Source organism: Devosia sp. Z6_126 (assembly GCF_058133495.1).
On record NZ_JBYUNO010000004.1, the window covers coordinates 87,575 to 105,350 of the forward strand.

The 17,776-nt window shown below is 62.4% G+C and carries 15 protein-coding genes and 1 pseudogene; 12 read left to right on the plus strand and 4 right to left on the minus strand.

The window, feature by feature from the left end; translation table 11 throughout:
* Window positions 1–276 precede the first annotated feature (276 nt).
* From AC3YOG_RS17245 to AC3YOG_RS17295, 11 genes are all read left to right on the plus strand, one after another.
* The gene (locus tag AC3YOG_RS17245) at window positions 277–669 is read left to right on the plus strand and encodes an Hpt domain-containing protein (protein WP_127753493.1); all 393 of its coding nucleotides are present in this window, start codon (window positions 277–279) and stop codon (window positions 667–669) included.
* 188 nt (window positions 670–857) lie between these two features.
* On the plus strand, window positions 858–2,459 hold the full coding sequence (locus AC3YOG_RS17250) for a peptide chain release factor 3 (RefSeq protein WP_489936114.1): 1,602 nt from the start codon (window positions 858–860) through the stop codon (window positions 2,457–2,459).
* Window positions 2,456–3,661 (plus strand): class I SAM-dependent methyltransferase, encoded by a 1,206-nt coding sequence (locus tag AC3YOG_RS17255; protein ID WP_489935978.1) that lies wholly within the window; start codon window positions 2,456–2,458, stop codon window positions 3,659–3,661. Before AC3YOG_RS17250 ends, AC3YOG_RS17255 begins: the two co-directional genes overlap by 4 nt.
* A complete protein-coding gene (locus AC3YOG_RS17260; RefSeq protein WP_127753490.1) occupies window positions 3,658–3,978 on the plus strand; it encodes a 2Fe-2S iron-sulfur cluster-binding protein in 321 nt (106 codons plus the stop codon). The genes AC3YOG_RS17255 and AC3YOG_RS17260 overlap by 4 nt, the downstream gene beginning before the upstream one ends.
* A 187-nt stretch (window positions 3,979–4,165) precedes the next feature.
* Window positions 4,166–5,560 carry a siroheme synthase CysG gene (cysG, locus tag AC3YOG_RS17265; RefSeq protein ID WP_489935979.1) on the plus strand — a complete coding sequence of 465 codons (1,395 nt, stop codon included), beginning with the start codon at window positions 4,166–4,168 and terminating at the stop codon, window positions 5,558–5,560.
* Between the two features lie 2 nt (window positions 5,561–5,562).
* Complete coding sequence (locus AC3YOG_RS17270; protein ID WP_164854836.1) at window positions 5,563–5,886, plus strand: DUF2849 domain-containing protein; 324 nt, start codon at window positions 5,563–5,565, stop codon at window positions 5,884–5,886.
* Entirely contained in the window at window positions 5,873–7,531 is a 1,659-nt protein-coding gene (locus AC3YOG_RS17275) for a nitrite/sulfite reductase (protein WP_489935980.1), read from the plus strand. The genes AC3YOG_RS17270 and AC3YOG_RS17275 overlap by 14 nt, the downstream gene beginning before the upstream one ends.
* Complete coding sequence (locus AC3YOG_RS17280) at window positions 7,518–8,792, plus strand: phosphoadenylyl-sulfate reductase (protein WP_489935981.1); 1,275 nt, start codon at window positions 7,518–7,520, stop codon at window positions 8,790–8,792. The genes AC3YOG_RS17275 and AC3YOG_RS17280 overlap by 14 nt, the downstream gene beginning before the upstream one ends.
* Before the next feature lie 143 nt (window positions 8,793–8,935).
* Window positions 8,936–9,964, plus strand: a complete 1,029-nt coding sequence (locus AC3YOG_RS17285) for an NAD(P)/FAD-dependent oxidoreductase (protein WP_172123602.1) — start codon at window positions 8,936–8,938, stop codon at window positions 9,962–9,964.
* Window positions 9,964–10,284, plus strand: coding sequence for a 2Fe-2S iron-sulfur cluster-binding protein (locus AC3YOG_RS17290; protein ID WP_489935982.1), 321 nt, complete (start codon window positions 9,964–9,966; stop codon window positions 10,282–10,284). Before AC3YOG_RS17285 ends, AC3YOG_RS17290 begins: the two co-directional genes overlap by 1 nt.
* An 84-nt stretch (window positions 10,285–10,368) precedes the next feature.
* Window positions 10,369–11,133, plus strand: coding sequence for an EAL domain-containing protein (locus AC3YOG_RS17295; RefSeq protein ID WP_489935983.1), 765 nt, complete (start codon window positions 10,369–10,371; stop codon window positions 11,131–11,133).
* A gap of 1 nt (window position 11,134) precedes the next feature.
* Here AC3YOG_RS17295 and AC3YOG_RS17300 read toward each other — a convergent pair whose 3' ends face one another.
* Window positions 11,135–12,145 carry a YcjF family protein gene (locus AC3YOG_RS17300; protein ID WP_489935984.1) on the minus strand — a complete coding sequence of 337 codons (1,011 nt, stop codon included), beginning with the start codon at window positions 12,143–12,145 and terminating at the stop codon, window positions 11,135–11,137.
* The gene (locus AC3YOG_RS17305; RefSeq protein ID WP_489935985.1) at window positions 12,142–13,590 is read right to left on the minus strand and encodes a YcjX family GTP-binding protein; all 1,449 of its coding nucleotides are present in this window, start codon (window positions 13,588–13,590) and stop codon (window positions 12,142–12,144) included. The genes AC3YOG_RS17300 and AC3YOG_RS17305 overlap by 4 nt, the downstream gene beginning before the upstream one ends.
* 191 nt (window positions 13,591–13,781) lie before the next feature.
* On the opposite strand from AC3YOG_RS17305, the pseudogene AC3YOG_RS17310 reads away from it, so the two are divergent.
* A pseudogene (locus tag AC3YOG_RS17310) lies at window positions 13,782–15,760 on the plus strand (PhoX family protein).
* Window positions 15,761–15,801: 41 nt separating this feature from the next.
* Here the strand turns inward: AC3YOG_RS17310 and AC3YOG_RS17315 are convergent.
* Window positions 15,802–16,722 (minus strand): homoserine O-succinyltransferase, encoded by a 921-nt coding sequence (locus tag AC3YOG_RS17315; protein WP_172123596.1) that lies wholly within the window; start codon window positions 16,720–16,722, stop codon window positions 15,802–15,804.
* A 66-nt stretch (window positions 16,723–16,788) separates the two neighbouring features.
* Window positions 16,789–17,655 (minus strand): ATPase, encoded by an 867-nt coding sequence (locus AC3YOG_RS17320; RefSeq protein ID WP_489935986.1) that lies wholly within the window; start codon window positions 17,653–17,655, stop codon window positions 16,789–16,791.
* Window positions 17,656–17,776: the final 121 nt, after the last annotated feature.

A 17,776-nucleotide genomic window follows, 5' to 3' on the forward strand; every position in this document is an offset into this window, starting at 1 on the left:
GTTGCCGGGCTTGTCGCCAAATTGGTTCAATTCGATGCAAATGGCCCTGCATCGGTCCTCTGCCATCGCCGCCGCGCGCTGGTTCATCGTTAAGTAGTACATGCAATTTAACTCAAACCGAACGGTTTCTTACCCAAAGGTTAATTTTTGCAGTGGGTAACACGGACAGCTCGATGCGCGCAAACTGCGCCGTCGATTTAATAGGGTATTCACGCCAGCCCCTTAGGCTTGGACAACCGGTCGCGTTCTTGGCCGTAGTTGTTCAAGTGGAAAACCATGGCCAATCCCTCAGCATCGCTCCCCCAGCAGTTCTCGCCTAGCGAGGCCAACAAAGGGGGCCCGATCGATCGCTTGCACCTGGCTCGCCAGTGCCTGGGTGACGAGGGACTGGAGCAAGAAGTGCTGCGGCTGTTCCACGACACGATCAAGAGCTATATGGCTCGGCTGCAGCGGGCCGAAGATGGGGCGGAAACGCGGATTGCCCTGCACACGCTCAAGGGCGCTGCGCGCGGGGTAGGGGCCTGGACGGTTGCCGATCAGGCGCAGGCTGCCGAGGAGGAACTGGCCGATGCTGCGGTGGTCGGGCCGGAGCGCTTTGCCGACCTCGCTATGGCTGTGGAAGAAGTGAGCGTCTTCATCGCCGGCATGCTGACCGACGACTTAAATTAGCAGGTGCGCCGCGCACCGCTGCCGGTGAGGCCTGCGAGGACCTCCCGGCCGCTTTGCGCTGTGCACAACGCAGGAATTTGACGGCTTGCCTTGCTAACGCCTATAGAGCGCCCGATATCTAATGCGCTTTCAGGTGCATCGCCGCCCATGGTTGATGGCCACCAAGACAAGGCCCCACCCCGATGACTATGCCGACCCTGGCGCCCGAGCTTTCGCCGCGCGCCATCTCCACCGAACCTTATCGTACGCGCCGGACCTTTGCGATCATTTCGCACCCTGACGCCGGCAAGACGACGCTCACCGAGCGCCTGTTGGCGGCTGCCGGTGCCATTCAGCAGGCCGGTGCCGTGCGCGGCAAGGCGGGGCAGCGCTCCACCCGTTCGGACTGGATGGAAATGGAGCAGCAGCGCGGCATTTCCATCACCTCCTCGGTGATGACCTTTGAATATGACGGGCTGACGCTCAACCTGCTCGATACGCCAGGCCACTCCGACTTTTCGGAAGACACCTACCGCACCCTGACGGCGGTGGATGCCGCGATCATGGTGATCGACGCGGCGAAAGGTATCGAATCGCAGACGCTCAAGCTCTTTGAAGTGTGCCGACTGCGCGATATCCCGATCATCACCTTTATCAACAAGGTCGACCGCGAAGGGCAAAGCCCGCTCGATCTGATCGATGAAATCCAGAGCAAGCTGGCGCTCGACCTTACCCCCGTGCTGTGGCCGATCGGACAGGGGGTGGATTTCGGCGGCTATATCGACTTGGTTGAAAAGCGGGTGGTCAACCCGCAGGGCAAGACCATTGCCGAGTTCGACGAACTCGAAGACCTGCTCGACAACGATGCCCTGGTCGACAATCCTGTGTTCATGGCGGCGCTGGAAACGCTCGAAATGGCGCGCGCCATGTTGCCCGCCTTCGATCTCGACACCTTCCACCAGGGTCACCTCAGCCCGGTCCTTTTTGGCTCGGCCCTCAAGGGCGTCAGCGTTGCCGAACTGCTGCGCACGCTCGGTGACTGGGGCCCCGAGCCGCGGCCCCAGCCGGCTCTGCCCGCGCCCATCGCCCCGGCCGATAAAAAGGTCACCGGCTTTGTGTTCAAGGTGCAGGCGAATATGGACGCCAATCACCGCGACCGCATCGCCTTTGTGCGCCTGTGCTCGGGCAAGTTCGAGCGCGGCATGCGCCTCAAGAACGTTCGCTCGGGCAAGGACATGGCCGTTTCCAACCCGATGTTCTTTTTCGGCAATAATCGCGAGCTGGCCGAAGAAGCGGTGGCGGGCGACATCGTCGGCATCCCCAACCATGGCACCCTCTCGGTCGGCGATACGCTGACCGAAGGTTCGACGATCAACGTTACCGGCATACCCAATTTCGCGCCCGAAATTATCCGCCGCGTCCGCCTCACCGATCACATGAAGACCAAGCAGATGAGCAAGGCCCTGTCGGATCTTGCCGAAGAAGGCGTCACCCAGGTGTTCCGTCGCATGGTCGGCGCGGACTGGATCGTGGGGGTCGTCGGCCAGCTGCAGCTCGAAGTGCTGTCCGCCCGGGTCGCCAAGGAATATGGCGTGCCGATCACCTTTGAATCGCTGGGCTATGAAGTGGCGCGCTGGGTTGAAAGCGACGATGCTGAAGAGCTCAAGCGTTTCATCGCCGCCCAGAAGGTCAACATGGCCGAAGACCGCACCGGAGCCCCGGTGTTCCTCGCCCAAAACGCCTGGTGGGCCGACCGCGCCAAGCAGGATTGGCCCAAGATCCGCTTCCTCACTACCAAGGAACGGCATTGACCACTTCCGAGCGCATTGAAGAGTTTCTGGCTGCCGTTAAGAGCGCGTTCATAAGCGGTTCATTGTTGCGGCTGAAATTGGGCGGCTACCAGGGCGGCGAGCCTGACCTCAAATCCGTCGAGGTCAAGAAGATCGTTGCCAAAGGGGTGGAGAAGTTCAGCTTCACCTTCCACTACAAAACGCGTGACATCATCAAGAACCAGACCCAGCCCGAAGCACTCGCAACGCTGCGCGCCGGACTTAAGGCCGAATTCCGCAGCGCCCAGCTCGCCACCACCGAGTTCGACCTGAGCTTTGAGCGCAATGGCGACAAGGTGCGTCTCAAGCGCACCGAGGTCGAGGGGCGGGAAGCGGCTCCAACCGAGCACAACCGCGCCAAGAACCGTCCGCTGACCCAGACCGACAAGCCTTATCTCAAGGCACTCGGGATTGCCGGCAAGGACGGGACCGTGCGCAATGATGCGCAGGACAAGTTCAGGCAGATCAACAAGATGGTGGAGATCTTTGCTCCACTGATTCAGGGGATCAAGGCCGACGCACCCCGCATCGTCGATATGGGCGCGGGGAAGGGCTATCTCGATTTTGCGCTCTACGACTTTCTTGCCGGGCAGGGGCGTCCGGCCGAGATCGTCGGCGTTGAAATGCGGCCCAAGCTGGTTGAAGACGGCAATGCGACCGCGGCGGAATCGGGTTTTACCGGCCTCAGCTTCGTGCCCGGAACGATCATGGACTATGACGCTGGTGGCGCCGATGCCGTGATCGCGCTTCATGCCTGCGACACCGCGACCGATGACGCAATCTACAAGGGCATCAAGGCGGGGGCCGTGCTGATCGCGGTGGCCCCTTGCTGCCACAAGCAGATCCGGCGCGAGATGGAAGCCGGGCAGGCGGACGATCGGCTGGACGTGCTGCTGCGGCATGGCACCTTCCTCGAGCGGCAGGCCGAGATGGTCACCGATACGCTCAGGGCCCTGCTGCTGGAGCTCAGCGGGTACCGCACCAAGGTCTTCGAGTTCGTTTCGGATGCCCACACGCCCAAGAACAACTTGATCGTGGCCGAAAAAGATGGTCGCGCCGGGCGCGACCGCGACACGATCTTGCGCCAGATTGCCGACACCAAAGCCATGTTCGGCATTCGCCAGCATTATCTCGAAACCCTGCTTCACTCCGACGCCCAAACACAACAGCCTGGATCGCCATGACCAAGATCACATTCGTTCAGAAGGACGGGGAACGCATCGAAACCGAAGCCCAGAACGGCGCGACGGTGATGGAGGCGGCCATCATGAATGGCGTGCCGGGGATTGTGGCCGAATGCGGGGGCGCCTGCACCTGCGCCACCTGCCATGTCTATGTCGACCCGGCCTGGGAAGAAACTGTTGGCGGGCCCTCGGCCATGGAAGAAGACATGCTGGACTTCGCCTTTGACGTGAAGCCCTCGAGTCGGCTGAGCTGCCAGATCAAGGTACGCGATGCCCTTGATGGCCTGGTCGTGCATGTTCCGAGCCGCCAGGGCTAGGATTTCCCGCCGCGCAATTTTCGCGCGAGAGCCTTTCAGCGCATTATTTTGGCCCGGCTTTGGTCGGGCCCCTTTCCCTGTTCCAAGCGTAGGTGCCGCAGGGAAAAACCCGGCTTAACTGCACTCCGGGGCCTGTTGCCGCTGGGCGGGATGGGCTAATTTCCGGGCGTCTACAGTCAGGGTTGAAATGGGTCGCCTCAACACATTTCCGTTGAGCTTGAAAGTGCAGGGTCGTCGCATCGTCATTGTTGGCGGTGGCGAAGAAGCCCTCAACAAAGCCCGGCTCGCTGTTAAGACTACCGCGCAAGTCGTGATTGTCTCTCCTCATCTGGAAGCAGACTTTTCAGCGCTGCCGGTAGAGGTTCTTGAGCGCCGGTTCCAGCTGTCCGATCTCGATAACGCCGCGATGGTGTTTGTGGCCGGCGAGGGGCCTGACGCTTCGGTTGCACAGGATGCGGCTCGCGCTCGCAATATTCCGCTCAATGTCGTTGACGTTCCGGGCGAATGCGACTTCTTCACGCCGGCCATCATCGATCGGGCGCCGCTGACCATAGCCATCTCGAGCGAAGGGCGAGCGCCCGTGCTTGCACGTCTGGTGCGGGCGCGCATCGAGGCCGTGCTGTCGCCGCGGTTGGGCAATTTGGCGAATCTTGCCGGTGGTTTACGGCACCGCGTTGAGAGCTTGATTCAGGATGGCGCCGCCCGGCGCCGGTTCTACCAGGCTCTGGTGACCTCTCCCGAGATCGAGCGGGCGGAAGCGGCTGGGCACGGTCATGAAGCGGCCGAAAGCCTGCTTGCGGCGCATGTCGAGGCGGGCAGCGGGGCGGGCGTGGTCTGGCTGATCGGAGCCGGGCCCGGATCGGAAGATCTGCTGACCTTGCGCGCCCAGCGGCTGCTGCAGGATGCCGATGTGATCGTGCATGACCAGCTCGTGCCCGATGGGGTGGTGCAGATGGCGCGCCGCGATGCCGAGCAGATCGCCGTTGGCAAGGCCAAGGGGCATCATTCCTTTTCGCAGGCACAAATCAACACGCTGCTGGTGCGGCTAGCCAGCGAAGGCAAGCGCGTGGCGCGCCTCAAGTCCGGCGACCCCATGGTGTTTGGCCGGGCTGGCGAAGAGATCGCGGCACTCCGCAAGGCGGGGATCGCCTATCAGGTGGTGCCCGGCGTCAGCGCGGCGCTGGCCGCTGCGGCCGATACGGCAACGCCAGTGACCCTGCGCAAGGTGTCGAGCGGCTTCATCATGGCAACGGCCCACGGCGCCGAGGATGACGAATTGCAGCATTGGGCTTTGCTGGCGGGGGCCGGCATGACACTGGGCCTTTACATGGGCAAGTCGATTTCGGCCCAGGTCGCAGCCCGGCTGGTGGCGCATGGCGCGAGCGAGACGCTGCCGGTGGGTATTGTGGTCAATGCCGGTCGGGCGAACCGCACGCTCTATTCCTGCACGCTCGGCGCCTTGGCGAGCAACCAGCTCGATTTTGCGGATGGGCCTGCGGTTATTCTGGTGGGTGAGGCTGTGGCTGAAGGCGACTGGGCGGAAGCCGCCCAGATGGCCGCTTCAAGCTTCAAGGTGGCATGACAATGGAAATCATTACGGGCAACGAGCTGCTTTCGGGCGGCACGGTTTATCTGGACGCGCAAGGCCACTGGGTTGAGCAGCTGCAAGCGGCGCGCCTCTTTGACAAGAGCGAGAGCGAAGCGCGCGACGCAGCCATCGCCGCGAGCAAGGCAACGGGCCGGATCGTCAGCATTGAAGTCGAGGACGTCAGCGTGGAAGCGGGGCAGATCGTGCCCAAGCGCCTACGCGAGCGTATCCGTGCGGCGGGGCCGACGGCACCGCTGACCTTGAAGGGCGAGATCTATGATCGCCAGCATCTGAGTGAGGACGGTCATGTATCGATATGACGAATTCGACGCGGCCTTTGTGCAGGGCCGTACCGCTCAGTTTGCCGATCAGGTGAAGCGCCGCATTTCCGGTGAACTCAGTGAAGACCAGTTCCGACCGCTGCGGCTGATGAACGGACTCTATCTGCAGCTGCACGCCTATATGCTGCGCGTCGCTGTGCCGTATGGCACGCTGTCATCGCGGCAGCTGCGCAAGCTCGCCCATATCGCCCGCACCTACGACCGCGGCTACGGGCACTTCACCACACGGCAGAACATCCAGTTCAACTGGCCCAAGCTCCGCGACATTCCGCAGATCCTGGCCGAGCTGGCCTCGGTCGAGATGCACGCGATCCAGACTTCGGGCAATTGCATCCGCAATGTTACCACGGACCAGTTCGCCGGCGCCGCCGCCGATGAGATCATCGATCCCCGCCCGGTCGCCGAAATCATCCGGCAATGGTCGAGCCTGCACCCAGAATTCTCCTATCTGCCGCGCAAGTTCAAGATCGCGATCACCGGGGCGCGGGAAGACCGTGCCGCCATTCGCTTTCACGATATCGGCCTCCAGGCGGCGGCCAATGCTGCCGGCGAAACGGGCTGGGAAGTCTGGATCGGGGGCGGGCTCGGGCGCACGCCGATCACCGGCAAGCTGATCAACAGCTTCGTGCCCAACGAGCACCTGCTGGCCTATCTGGAATCCATCATGCGCGTTTACAACCGCTATGGCCGGCGGGACAACAAGTACAAGGCGCGCTTCAAGATCCTCGTCCATGAAGAGGGCCTTGAATCCATCAAGGGCCAGGTGGAAACCGAGTTCGCCGAAGTGCGCGGTGGTGTTCTGACCCTGCCACGGGAGGAGCTCGATCGCATCACCGCTTACTTCTCGCCACCGGCCTTTCGCGAGCAGGGCGCCGTGCGCATCGATGTTGAACGCGAAAAGATCCTCGATCCCGCTTTTGGCCGCTGGCTCGAAAACAACATTCATTCCCACAAACAGCCCGGTTATGCCTGCGTGACCGTGTCGCTCAAGCCCGTGGGCGGAGCGCCCGGCGACGCGACCGATGCGCAGATGGAGGCCGTTGCCGATCTGGCCGAGCGCTATTCCTTTGACGAACTGCGCGTCACTCACGAGCAGAACCTCGTTCTGCCCCATGTCGCGGTAGCCGATCTGCGCGCGGTCTATGATGGGCTCGTGGAGGCCGAGTTGGCCGACGGCAATATCGGGCTCATCACCGACATGATCTGCTGCCCGGGCCTCGATTTCTGCGCCTTGGCCAATGCGCGCTCCATCCCCATCGCACAGGCGATCTCGCATCGCTTCGCCGCGCCCGAGCGGCAGCGCGATATCGGCGAGCTCAAGATCAAGATTTCCGGCTGCATCAATGCCTGCGGGCACCACCATGTGGGCCATATCGGCATTTTGGGCGTCGAGAAAAAAGGCGGCGAACTCTACCAGATCACGCTAGGCGGCGACGCCACTGAGTCCGCGGCCATCGGCAAGATCCTGGGCCCGGGCTTTGAGGCCGACGAAGTGCCAGGCGCCATTGAAACGCTGGTGGACACCTATCTCGCCAACCGCCAGGGCGCCGATGAAAGCTTCATCACCGCCGTGCGGCGGTTGGGGGAAGCTCCGTTCAAGGAGGCCCTTTATGGCGCTGCCTAAGATCCTCGTAGAACCCAAGCCCGACAAGCTGCGCGCGCTGGGCATCGTCGCCCTTAACGGCATGTTCGATGACATGGATGCGCTCGCCGTGCTGCGCTATGCGGCGAGCGAAATGCTGCCGGGGGACCTCGCCATCGTGTCCTCCTTTGGCGCGGATTCGGCCGTGCTGCTGCATGTGGCGGCGCAGGTTGACCCCTCCATTCCGGTGTTCTTTCTCGAAACCGGCAAGCACTTCGCCGAAACCCTCGAATATGTCGAAACGCTCAAGCGCCATCTCGGCCTGATCAATGTTTCCGCCGTGCTGCCTGACCCCAGCGATCTCGCGCGTTTCGATCCGGATGGCAGCTTGTGGGAGAGTGATCCGGACTCCTGCTGCCACATCCGCAAAACCGAGCCGCTCGAGCCCATCACTGAACGCTTCGGCGGCTGGGTTACGGGCCGCAAGCGCTTCCAGACGGTCGAGCGGGGCGTGCTGCCGCATTTCGAGCTCACCAGCGACAACCGCATCAAGGTCAATCCGCTCGCCTATTTCAGCGATGCGGATGTGAACCAGTACAAGATCGAGCATGGCTTGCCCGAGCACCCGCTGTTCGCTAAGGGCTACAAGTCGATCGGATGCGCACCCTGCACCTCGGCGGTTGCCGAAGGGGAGGATCCGCGCGCAGGACGCTGGCGTGGCCTCAACAAGAAGGAATGCGGCATCCATTTCGACTTCAACGGAGCCATTGCCAATCCCATGACCCCTCCTGCTGCCCCGCTGACGCTGTTCAAGGATGGCGCATTTATAGCGGATCCATTCAGGGCTTGGGGCGAGGGCGATGAGCCATCCACCGCCCGCTACAAGCATGTCCCGTTTGCCACCTTCGTGGCGAACCGGGCCGCGTTCCTCGCCAACCCGCACCCGTTGGGGCTGCTGATTGTGCCGGGCGACAAGGTCGAAGAGGTCGCTGGCGATCTGAACCGCTTTGCTTCTGTTGCGGTGCAGTTTCCCGCCTTTACCGACGGGCGGGGCTATTCCACCGTGCGCCTCCTCACCGAGCGATACCGTTTTGCCGGCGAGATCCGTGCGGTCGGCGACGTGCTGCAGGATCAAGTCCCGCTGATGCGCCGTTGCGGGGTCAATGCCCTCGTTGTAACCCATGAGCCAACCCGGCAGGCTCTGCTGGAGAACCGGCTGCCCGAGATGGATATCTTCTATCAGCCGGTGGGGCAGGACGAGGTGCCGATTGGCACTCGGCCCTATCTTCGCCGCGTCTCCTGAGGTAAGTCGAGCATGCTTATCAGGATTGGCGGCACAAGCGGCCGATCCTGATCCCATGCGTCATGACCTGTGAGCGCCCGTGTGCCCGCAGGCGATCCGAAATTTGAGAGCAGGCGCCAAGCCGAAGCGGACTTGAGAACAGTATGAGCGGAACTGAAATCACCACCGATGTTGTTGTGATCGGCGCGGGCCCTTGCGGGCTCTTTGCCGCCTTTGAGCTCGGCTTGCTGGATCTCAAATGCCATTTCATCGACATTCTGGATCGGCCGGGCGGGCAGTGCGCCGAGCTGTATCCGGAAAAGCCGATCTACGACATCCCCGGCTTCCCGGTGATCACGGGCCAGCAGCTCACCGACAATCTGATGGCGCAGATCGCGCCGTTCTCGCCTGAGTTCCACTTCAACCGGATGGTCAATTCCATCGACAAGCAAGCCGATGGCTCGTTCCGTCTGGTGACCGATGCTGACGAGGTCTTCAACACCAAGGTGGTGGTGATCGCCGCCGGCGGTGGCTCGTTCCAGCCCAAGCGCCCTCCCGTCGAAGGCATCGAAGCCTTTGAGAACAAGTCTGTGTTCTACTCCGTGCGCCGCATGGACGATTTCCGCGGCCAGGATGTAGTGATCGTCGGGGGCGGCGACTCCGCACTCGATTGGACGCTCAATCTGCAGCCCATCGTCAATTCCCTGACCCTGGTGCACCGCCGCCCGGTGTTCAAGGCAGCGCCCGCTTCGGTCAACAAGATGCAGGAGCTGGTGGCCGAGGGTAAGATCAATTTCCTGACCGGCCAGATTGCCAAGCTCGATGGCGAGAACGGGCAGATCAACCATGTGCATCTGACCACCAGTGCCGGCGATCTGTCGGTACCCGCGACCCGCCTGCTGCCGTTCTTCGGGCTGACCATGAAGCTGGGCCCGGTGGCCGACTGGGGGCTCGAGCTCAACGACAACACCATCGTGGTCGACACCGAAAAGTTCGAAACCTCCGTACCGGGCATCTTCGCTATTGGCGACATCAATTCCTATCCCGGCAAGCTCAAGCTGATCCTGTCGGGCTTCCATGAGGCTGCTTTGATGGCGCAGGCGGCCAAGGCCATTGTTTCGCCCGGCGAGCGCGTGATCTTCCAGTACACCACCAGCTCCACCAAGCTGCAAAAGAAGCTGGGCGTCGCCTGATGGAAATCCATGTCACGGATCAGGCCGGGGAACCCCATACGCTGGAAGGACTCGAAGGCTGGCGGGTGATGGAAGTCATCCGCGACTGGGGGCTCAACATCAAGGCCGAGTGCGGGGGCGCACTCAGCTGCGCCACCTGCCATGTCTATGTCGACGCCGATTGGCTCGAAACTGTCGGTCCGCCGAGCGACGAAGAAGAAGACATGCTCGACAGCGTCGGGGATGTTCGCCCCAATTCACGCCTGTCGTGCCAGATCCTGATGGATGAGGGCCTCGACGGGCTCAAGGTTACGCTCGCGCCAAGTGCAGCCAAGGAATAACTCTGTTGCTGTTGGCGGTTGTTTAACTTCTGGCGCAGAACAGTAGTGGTGCGTCGTTACAGTCCTGTACCACGAGTTTCCCAAATGAGCGCAACTTCATGCGAGGGCTGTCGCAATGCCGACGCCAATGCATTTTCGATCCCCTTTACCATGGCGTTCCAGCCCATCGTCGATGTTCCGGCCGGCAAGATCTGGGGCTATGAAGCCCTGGTACGCGGCGTTGGCGGGGAGGGGGCGTTCCAGGTCCTGAGCCAGGTCAACGAGCAGAACCGCTACGCCTTCGACCAAGCCTGCCGCGTCAAGGCGATCGAATTGGCCGGGCCACGTTTGCGGGGCAGTGACGCCAAGCTCAGCATCAATTTCATGCCCAATGCGGTCTACGAGCCCAAGGCGTGCATTCGGGCCACCCTGGCGGCGGCTGCCCGCACTCAGTTCGATCCTTCCCGGCTGATGTTCGAATTCACCGAGAACGAGCGCATGGACAATGTCGCTCACGTCAGTCACATCGTGGCCGAATACCATCGCATGGGCTTCACCACGGCGCTGGACGATTTCGGCGCCGGCTATGCGGGGCTGTCGCTGCTGGCCCAGTTCCAGACCGATCTGATCAAGCTCGACATGGAATTGCTGCGCGGCATCGACAGTTCGAAGGTCAAGCAGGCCATCGTGCGCGGTCTTGCGGGTATCGCCGCCGAACTCGACATCACCCTGCTGGCTGAGGGCGTTGAGAGCGCGGAGGAACTTGCGGTGTTGCGCGGCATGGGAATTCGGCTGTTCCAGGGCTACTATTTCGCCCGCCCACAGGTCGAAATTTTCCAAGGCTTCAGCGAGTTGGCCAAGGCCGCTTAAGCTATTTGGCGGCGTCCCCGGCCAGCTTGGTAAGCTCGGGGATGAAGTCGCGCACCATGGGCTGAGCTTGGGTCTTGAAGGGCAGGGGGCGGACGACGCGGATGGCTGCAATGCCGACGCGAACCGTCATCAAGCCATTCACAACGCCCTCACCCAGCCGGGCGGAGAGCTTGGCAGCCAGCCCCTGGCCGATCAGCTGCTCAACTAGCCCGTCGGTCAGCACCAGGCCACCCGTCACTGCCAGATGGGTGAGAACGGCGCCCAGCAGGCGCCAGGAGCCAAAGAAGCCCGGGCGGGCGCCATAGAGCCGGGCGATCGCCCCTGCCAGCCGGAAGCTCTCGTAGACAACGAAGGCGACATCCACCAGCGCGCGGGGCGACACGGCGGTAACCAGCGCGACCCGTCGGGCGGAAGCGGCGGTGAGCGCCTTGGCGCGCGCATCGAGCGGCGCCATCAAGCTGCGCTCGCCAAGCGCGATCATCTCGTGGCCATCAAACAGATGCGGCAGGTTTTCCGCCACCGTTTGGCGGGAGCGGGCGAGATCGGCGCGATCGGCATAGACGGCTTCGAGCCGCTGCAATGTGCGCTTGGCCTCATCGGCATCATTGCTGGTAAAGGCGCTGTCGGCGTCATGCCGGAGGGCATCGAGAACGCGCAGGCGCCGAAGCGCGAAGACTTCCCGCGCCGCCAGGGCGATGACGGCCACAACAAAAATTGCGAGGACTACCAGACCCGCATAACCCAGCCAGAGATTGCTGGCGAAGAGATCACGGATCAACCGGTCTGCGGCCAGGCCCAGCCCCGCTGACACCAGGATGCTGCCGGCGCCCCAGGCGAGCTTGCCCCAAAAACCCATCTTCTTGATCGGTGGGGCAACAAGGTCTTCCTCAAGGCTCGGATCGAACTGGGGCTCGGCGACGACAACGTCGGCCGGAGCAAAGGCGCGCGGCGCGCGGCTGAGTTCGGGCGTCTCACTGGGTTGATTGGTGGGATAGGCGACGGGGCGTTTCATGCCAGACGGTCTCCCAGCAGGAAGTCGAGAGCCCGGTCAAACCGGATATGGGGGAGCACCACGTCGCCGCTCGAATTGTGCTCGAGGTTGCGCGGCGGGGTGAAGCGCAGAAAGTTCAGCGACACCGGCACGCCATCGGCAAAGAGGGAGTCAGGACGGGCCGGCAGATCGCCGGGAAACAGCGCGATCTCAGTGTTGCCGTCGTAGCGGGTGCCATCGAGCTCCTCGCCGGCCATGGGGGTGCCGATGATGGTGGGCAGGGTTTCACCGCCTTCGGTGATCGTGCCTTCGCGGGTGGCCCGAATGGCTGCGAGGGCAATGGAGCGCGCTTGCGCTCCGGCAAAGCGCGCCCGCTTGCTGGCATCGGCAACCAGGCGGTTGAGGATGGCCTCGAGCCGGTCGTGGCTGGTGTGATGCACGTGATCGGCCTTGGTGGCCGCAAACAGGATGCGATCGATCTTGCGGGTAAAGGGGCGCAGGAGCGGGTTGGTTTCGCCCTGCCGGAAGCAGGACAGCACGGCAGTCAGTGCCGTTTCGAGATCGGCAACGGCAGCGGGTCCCGCATTAAGGGCGCGCAAGGTATCAACGAGGACTATCTGGCGATCCAATCGGGCAAAGTGCTCGCGAAAGAACGGGCGTACCACCTGGTCCTTATAGGCCTCATAGCGGCCCGACAGCATGGCGTACAGGCTCGAGCTGCGCGCTCCAGCAGTCAGCGGTAGCGGCGCAAAGGTCAGGGCGGGCGAGCCCTCAAGATCGCCCGGCAGCAGGAACCGGCCGGGCGGCAAGGTCGATAGCGCATCGTCCTCGCGGCTGCGGCGCAGATACTCAGTGAAGGCGGCGGCCAGCCGTTCAGCCTCCAGGTCGTTAGCCGGTGCCATGGGATCCGTTGCGGCCAGCAGTTCAAGGAACGGGCTGGCCTGGCGGAGCGACACGGGGCGCTGCGCCCGTTCGAGCGCCTCCCGGCTCCAGTCCTCAAAGCTGAGCGCCAGCAGCGGCAGGTCCAGCAGCCACTCGCCGGGGTAATCGACAATGTCGAGGTTGAGCGTGCGCGCGCCTCGCATTCCCGACAGCCAGCCGGCCGACTGGTATTTCAGCACTAGCCGCAGTTGCGAAATACGCCGGGTCCCTTCGGGCCAGAAAGGTTCGCGGCTGGTGAGGGCTTCCAGATGCTGCTCATAGGCAAAGCGCGGGATGGTGGCTTCAGGATATTCGGCCAGCCGAGCACCGATGAAGCGCCCCTCGGCCATGACCGCAAAACCGGGAAGGCGCCCGCCGGTGAGGAGGTTATGCACGAGGGCGGTGATGAAGATAGTCTTGCCGGCGCGGCTGAGGCCCGTCACCCCCAGCCGCAGCGTTGGAGTGAAGGCCCCCGTCGCGGAATCGGCCAGATTGGCGAGAGCGATGCCCAGTTCGTCGACAAGGGTAGTGGGCGATCCTGCCACGCGGCTTTTCTCCGGTTCGGCTGCGAACATAGGGTGTTGTGCGGCCCGTTCAAGCCGCTGGGCAGATCACCTGGCGAGCCGCAGCTGTCACCGAACTGTCGTTCGGCCGTCGCGCAACTTTCAGGATGGCTGCTTACAGCTTGGAATGGTTCAAATCTATCCGCGTTCCAGGCTTGTTGAGGAGCTCATCCATGAACGATCAATCCCCTTTCCGAACTTCGCAGCTTGAGGCCGTCGACACAGCGCCACGCAACCCGACAACCAACCCCACTATGGGGGAGTTGATCAGCGCCCGTTTCTCGCGTCGTGGCTTCCTGCAGGGCTCGCTGGCGGTGTCCGCTATTGCCGCAACCATCAGCCCCCTTGCCTTGATGACGGCGGGGAAGGCGAAGGCCGCGGGAGGGTCAGCATTCAACTTCACCGAGGTTGAAGCTGGTATCGACGAGACACACCACGTAGCCGAGGGCTACGACGCCGATATTCTGCTGCGCTGGGGCGACGCCTTGTTCGCGGACGCGCCCGAGTTCAATCCCGCCGCCCAGACGGCGGACGCTCAGAGCCGCCAATTCGGCTACAACAACGACTATGTCGGTTATATCCCATTCGACGACTCATCCGAGCACGGTTTGCTTGTGGTCAATCACGAGTACACCAACCCGCACTGATGTTTCCCGGCATCGTGGAAATCGTGGAGGGCGAGATCACGACCAAGCCGCTCACCAAGGATCAGGTCGACATCGAGCTGATGGCGCATGGCGGCACAGTGGTGGAAATCCGCAAAACGGATGGCAAGTGGGCCGTGGTTAAGGACGGAGCACTCAATCGTCGCATCACCGTCAACACGGAAATGGAAGTCACTGGTCCCGCCGCTGGCCACGATCGCCTCAAGACCAATGCGGACCCCACAGGCACTAAAGTCTTTGGCACCATCAACAACTGTGCCGGCGGCGTAACCCCCTGGGGCACCTACATCATGGCCGAGGAGAACATCCACGGCTACTTTGCCGGAGAACTCGCTCCCGACCACGCGGAAGCGGCGAACTACAAGCGCCTCGGCATCCCCGAAGGCTCTTATGAGTGGGCCAACTATTATGACCGGTTCGATCTGTCCAAGGAGCCCAACGAGCCCAATCGCTTTGGCTATGTTGTTGAAGTCGACGTCATGGATCCCAGCTCCATTCCCAAGAAGCGTACCGCGCTGGGCCGCTTCAAGCACGAGGGTGCAGAGTCCATCATAGCCAGGGATGGCCGGGTAGTGTTTTACCTCGGCGACGACGAGCGCTTCGACTATGTTTACAAGTTCGTAACCGCTGGAAAATTCAATCCGGATGACCGAACGGCAAATATGGACCTGCTCAACGAGGGCACGCTTTATGTCGCCAAGTTCGCTGAAGATGGCACTCTGGTCTGGATGCCGCTCGTGCAGGGCGAAGGCCCCCTCACGCCCGAGAATGGCTTTGCCAGCCAAGCGGATGTGGTGATCGCAACGCGGCTTGCTGCCGATCTGCTCGGGGCTACCAAGATGGATCGTCCTGAGGACATTCAGCCCAATGGCATCAATGGCAAAGTGTACGTGATGTTGACCAACAACACGAGGCGTGAGGCTGGACAGGAAGACGCCGCCAATCCGCGAGCCAAGAACGCTTTCGGCCACATCATCGAGATTGGCGAGACAGACGGCGACTTTGCGGCGACTACCGGGACCTGGGATGTCATGCTCAAGTGCGGCGACCCCTCAGTCGCCGAAGTTGGCGCTACATTCTCGACTGCGACCACGGCAAATGGCTGGTTTGGCATGCCCGACAACTGTGCGGTCGATGCTGCGGGGCGCCTCTGGGTTTCCACCGACGGCAATAATCCGTCGGACACCGGTCGCACCGACGGCTTGTGGGCCGTAGACACCGAAGGCGATGCACGGGCGACCTCCAAGCTGTTCTTCCGCGTCCCGGTAGGCGCCGAGATGTGCGGGCCATTGTTCACCCCGGATGACGAAACCGCCTTTGTCGCCGTACAGCACCCCGCAGATGGTGGTGAGGACTGGGAGGGCTTTGGCCGCGTCTCGTACTACGAGGATCTGTCCACGCGCTGGCCGGACTTTGACGACGCCATGCCCGTGCGCCCATCTGTGGTGGTGATCACCAAGCAGGGTGGCGGCAAGATCGCCGTATAGGCTAAGTGCGGGGAAGGCGCCTTAGCCTTCCCCGCACTTATTTAGTCCTCCGGCGTGCCGATGTTGCTGAGATCATATGGGGTAGTCTGGTAGATCTCGTTGATCCAGTTCTGGAACAACAGATGGGCGTGACTGCGCCAACGGTTTTCGGGTTCGGCAGATGTGTCGCCGTTAGGGAACAAGTTGGCCGGAGGCGGGGTGTCGAGGCCGGCCTTGCGGTCGCGCTCGAACTCGTCGGCCAGCGAGCGGTTGTCGTATTCCAGATGATTGAGGAAATAGACCGCGCGGTGCTGCCGGTCGCCCAGCATGCTGACCCCGATCTCGCGATTGTCGATCAGGATCTCGAGATTGCTGCCAAGGGTGGTGCGATCGATGTCATTGTAGCGCGACACCGGGATCATCGGACTATCGGAGAAGCCGCGCAGGAACGGCGAGCGCGGGTTGACCACCCGGTGCCGGAACACGCCGAATGCCTTGCTGTCCATGCGATAGCGCCGGGCGCCATGGAAATGGTGCAGCGCCGCCTGCGCGCCCCAGCAGATGAACATGGTGTGGTGGACGTTGGTCTGCGTCCAGTTCATGATCTCGACCATCTCACGCCAATAACGCACCTCTTCGAACGGGATATTGGCGATCGGCGCCCCCGTGACGATGAAGCCGTCGAACTTGCGTTCGCGCACCTCTTCCCAGGTCTGGTAGAAGCTATTGAGATATTCTTCGGAGGTGTTCTTGGAGCGGTGATCGGTGATCCGCACCAGCGACAGGTTGACTTGGAGCGGGGTCGAGCCGATCAGCCGGGTGAACTGGGTCTCGGTGCGCTCCTTGTTGGGCATCAGGTTGAGGAGGCCGATTTCGAGCGGTCGGATATCCTGGCGCGCGGCGCGTGAGGAATCCATGACGTTGACGCCCTCGTCTTCGAGCGTCTTGCGGGCGGGTAGATTGTCGGGAATGCGAATAGGCATAGCGAGCCTCGTAGGGGCAGGAGATCATGGCGATGTCGGCAATGCGCGTCTCCCGGGGGAGGCGCGCTAGCGCATTCGCTGCTCGATCGCCGCGGCCATCAGATCCACAAACCCCTGGCCGTCGCGCACCATGGCGAGGTCAGACGCCTCAACGACATAGCCGTGATTGTCGGCCAGCTGCCGGTAACGCGGCAGCCGGTCATGCAACAGGGCCTCAAAGCCCCAGGCGCCAAAGCCGGCGGGGTCCACGTCACGATCCTCGGTGATGCCGTTCAAGGCTTTGTACTCGGCCCATTTCTCAACCAGAAAGTGCGGACGGTAATACATCGGCTTGGGGTTCTGCTTGAAGCGACGCACCAGTTCGGCTGCGTCCTTGTCGGTGCCTCTGATATAGAGCAGCGCGGTGCTCGCGGCCAGGGTGTTGACCACCGGATCGGCCGGGTCGGCGGGATCGATCACCTCGATCAGCGAGCCGCCTGTATCGGCGATGAAGTCGTTGTAGCCATAAAGGGCATGCGCGCGCTCGATGAAATGGGGCACATCGAGGAGCGCAGCAATCTCGGCCACGCGATGCTGCTCCTGCCGACGCTGGTATTCGTGCAGCGGCAGCCCGCCCGCCTCGGGATTGCCGGGCGTGCCCAGATAGGTCGAGAGCGGATCGAGATTGTCGAAGGTGATGTTGGACGAGATATAGATCGAGTCAGAGCGCAGCAGTTCGGCGAGGAACGGCACCTTCATGGCTTCGCGCTTGAAATTGTCGACGATGGCCTCACCCATATAGCGGGTGCCGATGCGGTAATCGGCTGAATAATGAAACCAGTTCGAGGCGCGCAGCATCGAGGCCAGCCGGGTCTTGCCGACCCCTGCCATGCCAAACACGGTGACCGCACGGCGCGGTGCCCGGATAAAATCGTCGGCGGATTTGAACAGCATGGGTACCGGCAGTCCGAAAGAATTGGGGCGATGGTGGTGGTTGCCCGCGTTTACTGCAACGGCGCCCGCTCCACAAGCACGCGGCAATTCCTGCCGGGTCGTGGGTTGATCATGCCGGGCC